This is a genomic window from Maritimimonas sp. 2405UD52-3 (assembly GCF_056591715.1).
Map to the genome: position 1 here is coordinate 326,382 of NZ_JBWQOL010000005.1, position 11,348 is coordinate 337,729.

An 11,348-nucleotide genomic window follows, 5' to 3' on the forward strand; every position below is an offset into this window, starting at 1 on the left:
TATATGCACAATAAGAGTGATATTAGCTCAAGAGAAGATATCCATCTGCTTATTACGGAATTTTACGGTAAACTCTTAAATGACCAACGAATTAGTCATTTTTTTCAGCATATTGTTAGTAAAAATCACCTTGCTCAACATTTAGAAACCATCATTGACTTTTGGGAAGATATTCTTTTAGGAACCAATCATTATCAAAAAAATGCCATGAAACCACATTTTGACCTCAACAAAAAGATCTCGTTTGAAAGCGAACATTTTAAAATCTGGCTTTCTCATTTCAATGCCACATTAGACATTTATTTTGAAGGTGAAAAAGTCTTATTAGCGAAAACCAGAGCGCAATCAATTGCTACCATTATGGAAATAAAATTATTAAATTCTTAATTTTAAATACTCAATTTTATAATTATCACAAAAATAAAATTGATTTTAAAACTATTTTCTACACAATCATTAGTTTAATTAAAAAAAACTTAGTTTCGCGGCAACTGAAAACCCTAATAAGTTAATGAATTCTGTAATTACTGGTACTGGGAGTTATATCCCAAAAATAGCTAAAACAAATGCTGATTTTAATCAAGAGCGCTTCTATAATGATAAGAATGAACCTTTTGAGACCTCAAATGACATTATTATAGAAAAATTCAAGGCTATTACGGGTATAGAAGAGCGTCGTTACGTTACAGATGATCTTCAATCTAGTGATATAGCAGCAATAGCTGCCCAAAAAGCTATTGATGATGCTAATATAGACCCTGAAGAATTAGACTACATTATATTAGGACAGAATTTTGGTGATATTAAAAAAGGTACCATACAAACAGATATCTTACCAAGTCTGGCTGCAAGAGTCAAACATTTATTAAAAATTAAAAACCCTAATTGTGTTGCTTACGATGTCATTTTTGGTTGCCCCGGTTGGATAGAAGGTGTTATACAGGCACATGTTTATATACAAGCAGGTATAGCAAAAAAATGTCTTGTTATTGGTGCAGAAACTTTGTCTAGGGTATTAGATATGCATGATAGAGATTCTATGATCTATTCTGATGGTGCCGGTGCTTGCATCGTTGAGTTTAGCGAAAATGGGAGATCAGGCATTATGAGTCATGCCTCGCAATCGCACACTTATGAAGAGGCAAATTATCTCTTTATGGGTAAATCAAATATTCCTGATACTGATCCCAAAGTACGCTATATTAAAATGCATGGAAGAAAAATTTATGAATATGCCTTAAATAATGTTCCTTTGGCTATGAAGACGGCTTTAGATAAAAGTGGGGTTTCTATTCAGGATGTAAAAAAGGTGTTCATTCATCAAGCCAATGAAAAAATGGATGAAGCTATTATTAAGCGATTTTTTAGACTCTATAAAGCCGCAGTACCGGAACATGTCATGCCTATGAGTATTCATAAGTTAGGGAATAGTTCAGTTGCTACGGTACCTACTTTACTCGATTTAGTTTTAAAAGGAAAATTAGAAAATCATGAGGTCAATAAAGGTGATGTAATTGTATTGGCTTCAGTTGGTGCGGGCATGAATATAAACGCTGTTGTTTATAAATATTAGCATAATAAATTGCAAAAGAAGACGTTATTTTATTTGTACCAACCCAATATTATGGCAAATAAAATTATATTATCGCTCATCATTTTTGCTTTTATAATGGTATTTCAAATCATACTTTCTGAAAAAAGAAAGCAAAAAGCTATTCACAAAAGAAAAAAATAATTCTTTTAATCTAGTACTTCTGTAATTACAGTTCCAGTACTTCCATTGGGAAATCCAATTTTTAACAACATAGATAATGTAGGCGCAATGTCTGTTATTACTGTCTTCCTCTTCAGGTTCCCTTTTTTAATTCCTTTTCCATAAAATAGTAATGGTACATGTGTATCATAATTATACCCGGAGCCATGAGTAGAACCCGTTCTTTCATAAGAGATCATAGCGGGAGCTCTTATAAATAAAATATCTCCAGATCTTTTCTGATTATATCCATTTTGTAATAAAGCCTCAATACCATCAGTAAAATTAACATTGGCTATAGTTTGTGATGTATATACTTTTTGAATGTTAGGATAGTTAATGATTTCATTAACTATTGTCTCTTGAATAGATTCAATGGTCAACTTGAGTTCTTGAGCTTTAGCTCTATTTATAAAAACTTGGTGATTACTTATATCTTCAACAATATCTATCGTTCCATATGTTTTGGACAAAAAGTCATTAAATCTTTTTTTGGTAGCATCAGCATCAACATATCCAGATGGAATACCTTTAGTTTGCAAGTAGGCAGGCACCTCAACCGCACCATGGTCAGAGGTAAGAAAAATAGTGTACTGCCCTTTACCTACTTTCGTGTCTAAATAAATAAGTAAGCGTTCCAAATCTTTGTCTAAACGAATGTATGTATCTTCTACTTCTTTAGAGTTTACACCAAAATTATGACCAATATAATCTGTACTTGAAAAGCTTATTGTTAACACATCAGTAAACTCATCCTGACCCAAGTTTTCATTTTCAATAGCTGCCAAAGCAAAATCAGTGGTTAACGTATTTCCATAAGGGGAAGACTTTATGATACTATATCCCCAATTTTCATCTTTAAGTGCTTTCAAGTCATAAGGAAATGTAGCTGTTTTCTTTCCTACGAAACCACGCTCAAAACTATTAAGATCATCACCACTTTCTATATAAGTATCTATATCATAAAGAGTATTCCAGGTTTTGAGGTACGATTTTATATTTTTTCTTGCATTAAAGTCTTTTACCCACTTAGGCAATTCTTTCATATAGTAAGAGCTGGTTACCCACTTTCCTATAGCGCTTCCGTGAAACCAGTATGCAGCATTTGCACTATGGCCGGCAGGTAAAATAGCGCCTCTATCTTTTATTGAAATGCCAATTGATTTACCTCTTGATTGTGTAAATAATTTGTTTTCATCTGCTATAGTAGTCGTTAACATTCTTCGTGGTGACATCTTATCATCATTGCTTCCTGAACCAATAGGATTCACTGTTTTATCAGATACACAGTATACTTCTTCTTTTGTAACCTTATCATACCAATTATTTGCAATAATACCGTGGTATTTTGGTGTAGTTCCGGTAAATATTGATGCATGACCGGGTCCAGTATAGGTAGGCACATAATTATAGTGATTGTTTTCACAGTTAAATCCATCGTTCATCAGACGTTTGAATCCGCCATCGCCATATTTATTGTAGAAACGGGTAAGGTAATCATAACGCATTTGATCAACCACAACACCAACGATCAGTTTTGGACGCTGACTTTCAATAGTTTGTGATTCTACATTAAAAGAAATTAGTAGTATAAATAGAAGTAGTATAACCTTCTTCATATAAGCTCATATTTTATCTTCCTCAAAAGTAGTTTAAATTCTATTTAAAATCCTATTTTTGACTGTTTCATCAAAAGGCTTGATCTTTTGTTAACATAGTATATTACTACATGAAGTACCTAGAAAATATTGGTACCTATTTTATAATGATAGGAGAAATGTTCAGAAAACCCACCAAGTGGTCAGTAATGCGAACATTGATCTTAAAAGACATAGATGACCTCATCATAGGTTCTCTAGGTATTGTTTCTTTTATATCTTTTTTTGTGGGAGGTGTAATTACTATTCAAACTGCATTAAATATTACAAATCCTTTAATTCCTGATTATTTAGTTGGTTTTGCTACCCGACAATCTGTAATCTTAGAATTTGCACCGACGTTTATTTCTATTATTATGGCTGGTAAGGTAGGCTCATTTATCACTTCAAGTATTGGTACCATGCGTGTAACAGAACAAATTGATGCTTTAGAAGTGATGGGTATCAATGCTATAAACTATCTGGTATTTCCTAAATTTATTGCTTTGATGCTCTACCCTTTTGTGATATCAATTGCTATGTTTTTAGGCATTTTAGGGGGATTAGCCGCTTGTGTATATGGTGGGTTTACAAGTATGGAAGATTATATCATAGGTATTCAAACAGAGTTTATACCTTTTCATATTGTATATGCTTTCGTTAAAACTGTTGTCTTTGGCTTCATTTTAGCTACCATACCTTCCTTTTATGGTTATTTTATGAAAGGGGGAGCCTTAGAAGTAGGCAAAGCAAGTACTACTTCTTTTGTTTGGACAAGTGTAATCATAATACTAGTAAATTATATACTAACCCAAATGTTACTAAGCTAATGATTGTAGTAGATAACTTGGAAAAGTCATTTGGAAATACTAAGGTATTAAAAGGCATTAGTGCTTCTTTTGAAAACGGAAAGACCAATCTAATCATTGGGCAAAGTGGCTCAGGCAAAACCGTCTTTTTAAAGTGTCTACTAGGTTTATATACTCCAGAAAAAGGAACTATTAGCTATGATGGTAGATTATACTCTGACCTTACTGACAATGAAAAGAGTGACCTTAGAGGTGATATGGGTATGGTATTTCAAGGTAGTGCCTTATTTGATTCTATGACCATTGCAGAAAATGTGATGTTCCCTTTACGAATGTTTACCAAGCAAAGTAAAAGTGAAATGGAAGACCGGGTAGATTTTGTATTGAAACGTGTTAACCTACCAAATGCCCATAAAAAAATGCCTAGTGAAGCTTCTGGTGGAATGCAAAAGCGTGTAGCTATTGCAAGGGCTATTGTGAATAATCCTAAATACTTATTTTGTGATGAGCCTAATTCAGGTTTAGACCCAAAAACGGCTATTGTTATTGATAATTTAATTCAAGAGATTACTAGAGAATACAATATCACTACTATGATTAATTCTCATGATATGAACTCTGTTATGGAGATTGGTGAAAAGATCATTTTTCTGAAAGATGGACTTAAAGCATGGGAAGGTTCAAATGAAACCTTATTTAAAACTGATAATGAAGCTGTAACCGATTTTGTATATTCTTCTAACCTTTTCAAAAAAATTAGAGAAGCACAAATACGAGAAGATCACCACTAAACAGTACTTATCTACCTACCCTTACCGTATCAAGGTTTAATCTTGTTTTTAACCATTTTCTCAATTCAGGGTCTTGCTGCCTAGCGATCTTATTTGAAATGGAATCATACCACTTAAAATGAAAAACCCTGACTGTATCAATTAATTTAAAATTATTGTTTATTCTATCTGAATATGATATTTGCTGTAATGCAGAGAATAATACCTGTGCCTCCTTCCCTACTTGAACAAGTGGTACACTTTTTTCATTGAACTTGAACAGTTGCTGTTCTAACAATCGTATTTTTTCGTCTTTTTCTTTAATAGTTTCATCGCGAGAGTTGATAATTTTTTGATTCTGCGAATACAGATCTTGAAGATCTTGAACTTGCTGCCGAATTTCAGAGTCATCGCCTTGCTGCACATCTAATCTTACTTCATCTAAGCCCATTTCTTGCATCTTTACCTTCCATCCATCAATTTCAGAATCAGGTCTCATGCTTCCTAATATAGGAAGTGTTATAGTTCTATTTAAATAGTCTATATTTTCTTCATCCTCACCTAAAATAGCTACTCCGCCATCTTTTAACTCAGTAATAAAACTACTGGCAATTTGCTTAAACTGATTTTCTTTAAATAAGTTATAAAACGAGTAAATACTACCTGCAAAAATTACAAAAGCTACCACAGAAGCAAATCTGGCTATTGTTTTTCTTCTAGCTGAATTGATATACTTCACCATAGGGAAGCGCAAATACTTTACAATAACAAAAGTTGCTAGCGCTATAAAAATAGTATTGATAGTAAATAGGAACATGGCACCACCAAAATAAGCTAAGTTACCTGTTGCCAAGCCATAACCTGCAGTACACAAAGGTGGCATTAAAGCTGTGGCAATTGCCACACCCGCTACCGTATTTGTTTGGGCAGAAGGTCTACTTACAGCAACTATCAATGCCAGTCCACCAGCCAGTGCAATAAATACATCACGTACATCAGGACGTGTTCTGGCTAAGATTTCTGGGGTTGCATCTTGAAATAAAGGAATGCTGAAAAACAAAAAAGAAGTTAATAGACTCAAGCCTATCATCACTCCTAAATTGGTCATAGAACGCTTTAAGGTGTCAATATCGTTAATACCAATGGCCAAACCGGCACCTAAAATAGGCCCCATTAACGGTGATATAAGCATAGCACCAATAACTACCGCTGTTGAGTTTGCATTAAGACCAATGGAAGCTATTGTGATGGAAAAAACCAAAATCCAAGCGGTATGGCCTTTCATTGAAATACCATCTTTTATCTGCTGAATGGTACCATCTTTATTGGTATCATGACGTATTTCAAGTAGGTCTCTTAAAAAGTGTTTTACACTGCCAAAAAAACCAGAAAAGTCCTTTTTTACCTGTTCTTTTTTGACATCAAATTCTACTTCTACTTTTTTATCTTCTTCCATAACTTATAGGTTTGGTTGTAGAATATTAGGTTAAATTGTCACCAAATTCATCTTTAACTTTAGCAACCAATTGTTTGATATGTTGCTCTTCTTTTTTAGGGCAAATTAATAAAACATCATCTTTTTCAACTACAATATAATCATTTAAGCCTTGAATGACTACTTTTTTACCCGGTGAGGTTCTGACCATATTTCCAGAGGCATCTTCAAAGATAGCCTCGCCGTTTACAATAGTATTTTTAGCGGCATCCTTTGAAAGCTTTTCATATAAAGAGCTCCAGGTACCAAGGTCATTCCATCCAAAATCTACAGGTAATACATAAATATTATTGGCACTTTGCATGACACCAAAATCTATTGAAATATTCTTGGCGTTTTCATAGTTTGACCTAATAAAGTCATCTTCAAATTCAGTATTGTAAACACTGTTGCCTTCACAAAATAGCGTATACATTTCAGGTAAATAATTTTCAAATGCTTTTAGAATGCTTTTCACACTCCAGATGAAAATACCTGCATTCCAAAGGTATTCACCACTATTATAAAATTCAGTAGCGGTTTCAAGGTCTGGTTTTTCAGTGAATTGTTTAACTTTTTTTATAGTAGTGTTTTCCTTATCAAAATGAATATAACCGTACCCCGTATTGGAGTATGAAGGTTGTATACCTAAGGTCATTAAAATATCTCTTTCTGAGCACGCTTTAAATGAAGTTTCAATATTTTCAATAAACTCGGGTTCATTTTCTATCCAATGATCAGAAGGTGCCACAATCATAACGGCATCAGGATTCTCTTGATAAATTTTTAAGGCTGTATATAAAATACAAGGTGCTGTATTGCGCATGGCCGGTTCTAAAACCAATTGCTTTTCAGTTATATTTAACTGGTCTAACACCAATTTTTTATAGCGTTCATTAGTAGAAATTAAAATTTGATCTTGTGGTATTAATCTTTCTAAACGATCAAATGTCTTCTGAATCAACGATCTTCCTGCACCTAGCATATCATGAAACTGCTTAGGAAAATTTTGAGTACTTACGGGCCAAAATCGTGAGCCAACACCTCCTGCCATTATTACTGCATAGTAATTTTTATTCATTAATTTTCAATTGATTTAACTTCAGCGTTTTGATGAAATAAATAGAGTCTGCCTGTTGCCAGTTCTTTACAACCATAACGTGTTCTCCTTTTTTCACCACGAACAAAAATACGTTTATTATACATAAATTTTTTAGCCAATGGTATTTCAAAAATATAATTGGCGTTACTAGGAGAATCATAATGCTTTAAGGCCAATGACAAATGCACATCTGTATCAGTGCTAGCTTTTGGGTTTTTAAAATAAGATGCCAATTTTGACAGCACGTCCTCTGGATAAATATCTGGGTTCAAAAAAGGCAACATTAAATGTTGAAAGGTTATTTTCCACTCCTTACCGTGTGGCTTTACACGCCCATTTTCTTGAAACGTAACTAAATGTGCTATTTCATGAATGAGTGTTAATAAAAACCGATACGGATTCAGGTCATTATTAATTGTTATTTGGGGTATACCACTTGGCAATTTCTTAAAATCACCATGTTTGGTCTTACGTTTATTAACTATTTTAAGTTTGCAAGGGTACCTTTCAAGCAACACTATTACTTGATCTAAAGCAGCATCAGGAATATACTTTTGTAGAATCTCTCTCATTCACTAAGGTGTACTTGAAGATACTTGTAACACTTTTCCGTTGTAGAATTGATGACCTGTTAAAGCAAAATCAGCAATATAGTTTGCCATTTCTGCAGCTGTATTAGGTGCTTTAAAGCCCGGAAAAGCCTCTTCTAACATTTCGGTTTGCACAGCACCTAGCGCCAATGCATTAAATGCTATACCTTTTTCTTTATATTCTTCGGCTAGTAATTCTGTTAATGTAATGACGGCACCTTTAGATGAACTATAGGCAGCTAAACCAGGGAACTTCATACTACCCTGAATACCGCCCATGCTACTGATAGTAAGCACATGGCTTTCATTCTTTAAAAATGGTAATAAGATTCTAGTTAATTCAGCCACTGCAAATACGTTAACTTTATATACATCCAAAAAATCCTGCGTACTAGTTTCGGCAAAAGGTTTATTGATGAGCTTTCCTGCATTATGGATAAGTATATCTACTTTTTGCCAATTATTTTCAACAAATGTTTTGACCTTTTCTAGTTCTTCTTCATTACCAATATCTACCGATATATTTTCTGAAGGTAATTCAGTTAATGTACTCACATTCCGTGAAAGCGCCAATACACTGTAACCTGAATTGGTTAGTTGTTTTATCAACTCAAAACCGATACCCCTGCTGGCACCAGTTATAATGATATTTTTTTGTTTCATTTTAATTCATGCGATAATGAGAGAAATCTACCACTTTTTTTTGATACTTTTATGGCACTAACTAATAATTTATACACTCATGAAACACCTACTTTTTATCATTTGCCTTGCTTTTAGCTTTTTAATTCATGCACAAGATACTTACTTGCACTGCGGAAAATTGATTGATACAAAATCAGGCAAGATTCTCAAAGAAATGACAGTAGTGGTTTCTGGCAACAAAATAAAGAGTGTTGAAAAAGGATATCAAAATCCGACATCAACATCTAGCCAGGTAATAGACCTTAAGAATAAAACTGTGCTACCAGGCTTGATAGATATGCATGTGCATATTGAGGGTGAATTGAACCCAAAAAGTTATGTAGAACCATTTGTATTGAATGATGCTGATATTGCTTATAATGCCCAAAAAAATGCTAAAACTACATTGATGGCTGGTTTTACAACGGTGCGTGACCTTGGCGGAAGTGGTGTTAATGTATCACTTAGAAATGCTATTAATGCAGGCAAAGTAGATGGACCAAGAATTATAACTGCTGAAAAAGCATTGGGGACTACTGGTGGACATGCTGACCCAACTAATGGAAGACGTAAAGAGCTGATGGGAAATCCGGGTCCTAAAGAGGGTGTTGTTAATAGTGTTGATGATGCTAAAAAAGCAGTACGACAACGTTATAAAAATGGTGCTGACATGATCAAGATTACTGCCACTGGTGGTGTATTAAGTGTGGCAAAGAGTGGGCAGAATCCGCAATTTACTTTAGAAGAAATTAAAGCTATTACTCAAACTGCTAAAGATTACGGAATGCACGTAGCGGCACATGCGCATGGCGATGAAGGTATGCAACGGGCGGTAATTGGCGGTGTAAAGACCATAGAACATGGTACACTTATGAGTGAGGAAACTATGGAACTTATGAAAAAACACAATGCGTATTATGTACCTACCATTACAGCTGGTAAATCTGTTGAAGCTAAAGCAAAAATCAAAGGTTATTTTCCGGAAATTATTGTACCTAAAGCCTTAGCAATAGGCCCTAAAATTCAAGATACTTTTGGTAAGGCATATAAAAAAGGGGTAGCCATAGCTTTTGGCACAGATGCCGGTGTTTTTGATCATGGTGACAACGGTAAGGAATTTGGTTATATGGTTGAGGCTGGTATGCCCGCTATGGAAACTATACAGTCAGCTACAGTTACAAATGCTAAAGTTCTAGAAATGACAGACCAATTAGGCTCTATTGAAGTAGGAAAACTGGCGGATATCATTGCTGTAGATGAAAACCCAATAAAGAATATTAGAACTATGGAAAATGTGCGTTTTGTAATGAAGGACGGAAAAATATATAAACAATAAGTTTATATTTAAAGTTATGAAAAAGAAATTACCAATTGTTACTATTACAAAAGGAAAGCACAGAGGAGAAAATCAATTATTTGTAGGCTTTGCATATAATAAAGACCTTATTGATGTAGTGCGATCAATTTCTGGTTCAAGATGGAGTGCCAGTAAAAAGACATGGTACATTCATAATACTCCAGCTAATTTGAAGGTTATTTTTGCATCTTTTAGAGGGAAAGCCATTGTTGATGCTTCTTCTTTATTTGCTAAAGAAGCAAGTGAAAAACCCACTACTGGACAACAAAGAAAGCAAAACATTCCAGAAGCTAAAATAGCGGTTCCAAAAGAATTTATCCTTTTTATGAAAAGGCGAAGGTATAGTGAGAACAGCATTAAAACGTATTGTTCTTTTATCCTTGACTTTTCAAGATTTATCTATCCACTAAAGTTACAAACGGTAACGGAAAACCATTTGAAAAGATATATCAATTATCTGATAAAAAATAAAGAAGCATCTATTAGCACTCAAAATCAGGCCATAAATGCATTAAAATGTTATTATGAAAACATTGAAGGATGGGAAAAGTTCTATTATGCTATAGAGCGTCCTAAAAAGGAAAAGAAATTACCAAAAGTCTTATCTGAAGTTGATATTTTAAAAATGATTTGGGTATGTGATAATTTAAAACACAAGGTTATTATATGCACTTTATATTCAGCCGGATTACGAATAAGTGAATTATTGGCACTCAGAAAAGAAGATATTTCGTTTACCAAAAATATTATTTTTGTTAGAGGAGGTAAGGGTAGAAAAGATAGAACAACCATTTTATCAGCTCGTTTGAAAAAATTACTTATGATATATTTGGAAGAATATAAACCAAAGTACTATTTAGTTGAAAGCCCTAATCGTACAAAATACAGTAGTTCTAGTGTAAATAAAGTTATTAAGAATATGGCTCAAAAGGCAGGAATAGAAAAAAATGTAAGTGCACATATGCTAAGACATTCATTTGCAACACATTTATTAGAGCAAGGGTTAGATTTAAGATATATACAAAAGCTTTTAGGCCACGGAAGTAGTAAAACTACAGAAATTTATACGCATGTAAGTAACAAGGTTCTGGCTAAGATTAAAAGTCCGTTAGACACTTTTATAGAATCTAACACTACTGATTTTAAACAAATTAACCATAAAACGGATATAT

General features: G+C 33.7%; 11 protein-coding genes. 6 read left to right on the forward strand and 5 right to left on the reverse strand.

Going from position 1 to position 11,348, the window contains the following annotated elements; translation table 11 throughout:
* The first annotated feature begins 3 nt into the window (after nucleotides 1-3).
* Both AC1EU5_RS13365 and AC1EU5_RS13370 read left to right on the forward strand, forming a co-directional pair.
* Nucleotides 4-387, forward strand: coding sequence for a group III truncated hemoglobin (locus tag AC1EU5_RS13365; protein ID WP_480192905.1), 384 nt, complete (start codon nucleotides 4-6; stop codon nucleotides 385-387).
* 124 nt (nucleotides 388-511) lie between these two features.
* Nucleotides 512-1,573: a 3-oxoacyl-ACP synthase III family protein gene (locus tag AC1EU5_RS13370; RefSeq protein WP_480192906.1), complete on the forward strand. Its 1,062-nt coding sequence runs from the start codon at nucleotides 512-514 to the stop codon at nucleotides 1,571-1,573.
* 167 nt (nucleotides 1,574-1,740) lie between these two features.
* On the opposite strand, the gene pafA is transcribed toward AC1EU5_RS13370, so the two are convergent.
* Nucleotides 1,741-3,372: an alkaline phosphatase PafA gene (gene pafA / locus AC1EU5_RS13375; protein WP_480192907.1), complete on the reverse strand. Its 1,632-nt coding sequence runs from the start codon at nucleotides 3,370-3,372 to the stop codon at nucleotides 1,741-1,743.
* Nucleotides 3,373-3,482: 110 nt separating this feature from the next.
* Here pafA and AC1EU5_RS13380 point away from each other — a divergent pair, with 110 nt between their 5' ends.
* Both AC1EU5_RS13380 and AC1EU5_RS13385 read left to right on the forward strand, forming a co-directional pair.
* Entirely contained in the window at nucleotides 3,483-4,220 is a 738-nt protein-coding gene (locus tag AC1EU5_RS13380; protein WP_480192908.1) for an MlaE family ABC transporter permease, read from the forward strand.
* On the forward strand, nucleotides 4,220-4,990 hold the full coding sequence (locus AC1EU5_RS13385; protein WP_480192909.1) for an ABC transporter ATP-binding protein: 771 nt from the start codon (nucleotides 4,220-4,222) through the stop codon (nucleotides 4,988-4,990). Before AC1EU5_RS13380 ends, AC1EU5_RS13385 begins: the two co-directional genes overlap by 1 nt.
* 7 nt (nucleotides 4,991-4,997) lie before the next feature.
* Here the strand turns inward: AC1EU5_RS13385 and AC1EU5_RS13390 are convergent, their stop codons facing one another.
* From AC1EU5_RS13390 to AC1EU5_RS13405, 4 genes are read right to left on the reverse strand one after another with little or no spacing between them, the layout of a single operon-like run.
* Entirely contained in the window at nucleotides 4,998-6,425 is a 1,428-nt protein-coding gene (locus AC1EU5_RS13390) for a DUF389 domain-containing protein (RefSeq protein WP_480192910.1), read from the reverse strand.
* A 25-nt stretch (nucleotides 6,426-6,450) separates the two neighbouring features.
* Nucleotides 6,451-7,524: a mannose-1-phosphate guanylyltransferase gene (locus AC1EU5_RS13395; protein WP_480192911.1), complete on the reverse strand. Its 1,074-nt coding sequence runs from the start codon at nucleotides 7,522-7,524 to the stop codon at nucleotides 6,451-6,453.
* The gene (locus AC1EU5_RS13400) at nucleotides 7,524-8,117 is read right to left on the reverse strand and encodes a SprT-like domain-containing protein (RefSeq protein WP_480192912.1); all 594 of its coding nucleotides are present in this window, start codon (nucleotides 8,115-8,117) and stop codon (nucleotides 7,524-7,526) included. The genes AC1EU5_RS13395 and AC1EU5_RS13400 overlap by 1 nt, the downstream gene beginning before the upstream one ends.
* A 3-nt stretch (nucleotides 8,118-8,120) precedes the next feature.
* On the reverse strand, nucleotides 8,121-8,798 hold the full coding sequence (locus AC1EU5_RS13405; protein ID WP_480192913.1) for an SDR family NAD(P)-dependent oxidoreductase: 678 nt from the start codon (nucleotides 8,796-8,798) through the stop codon (nucleotides 8,121-8,123).
* A 79-nt stretch (nucleotides 8,799-8,877) separates the two neighbouring features.
* Here AC1EU5_RS13405 and AC1EU5_RS13410 point away from each other — a divergent pair, with 79 nt between their 5' ends.
* Both AC1EU5_RS13410 and xerA read left to right on the forward strand, forming a co-directional pair.
* Nucleotides 8,878-10,155, forward strand: coding sequence for a metal-dependent hydrolase family protein (locus AC1EU5_RS13410; RefSeq protein ID WP_480192914.1), 1,278 nt, complete (start codon nucleotides 8,878-8,880; stop codon nucleotides 10,153-10,155).
* A gap of 16 nt (nucleotides 10,156-10,171) precedes the next feature.
* A partial coding sequence (xerA, locus tag AC1EU5_RS13415; RefSeq protein ID WP_480192915.1) for a site-specific tyrosine recombinase/integron integrase occupies nucleotides 10,172-11,348 on the forward strand: 1,177 nt, incomplete at its 3' end.

Bases quoted from the DNA above. Each gene is read 5' to 3' on its own strand.
- AC1EU5_RS13365 (WP_480192905.1), top strand. From the start codon at position 4: ATGCACAATAAGAGTGATATTAGCTCAAGAGAAGATATCCATCTGCTT.
- AC1EU5_RS13370 (WP_480192906.1), top strand. From the start codon at position 512: ATGAATTCTGTAATTACTGGTACTGGGAGTTATATCCCAAAAATAGCT.
- pafA (WP_480192907.1), bottom strand. From the start codon at position 3,372: ATGAAGAAGGTTATACTACTTCTATTTATACTACTAATTTCTTTTAAT.
- AC1EU5_RS13380 (WP_480192908.1), top strand. From the start codon at position 3,483: ATGAAGTACCTAGAAAATATTGGTACCTATTTTATAATGATAGGAGAA.
- AC1EU5_RS13385 (WP_480192909.1), top strand. From the start codon at position 4,220: ATGATTGTAGTAGATAACTTGGAAAAGTCATTTGGAAATACTAAGGTA.
- AC1EU5_RS13390 (WP_480192910.1), bottom strand. From the start codon at position 6,425: ATGGAAGAAGATAAAAAAGTAGAAGTAGAATTTGATGTCAAAAAAGAA.
- AC1EU5_RS13395 (WP_480192911.1), bottom strand. From the start codon at position 7,524: ATGAATAAAAATTACTATGCAGTAATAATGGCAGGAGGTGTTGGCTCA.
- AC1EU5_RS13400 (WP_480192912.1), bottom strand. From the start codon at position 8,117: ATGAGAGAGATTCTACAAAAGTATATTCCTGATGCTGCTTTAGATCAA.
- AC1EU5_RS13405 (WP_480192913.1), bottom strand. From the start codon at position 8,798: ATGAAACAAAAAAATATCATTATAACTGGTGCCAGCAGGGGTATCGGT.
- AC1EU5_RS13410 (WP_480192914.1), top strand. From the start codon at position 8,878: ATGAAACACCTACTTTTTATCATTTGCCTTGCTTTTAGCTTTTTAATT.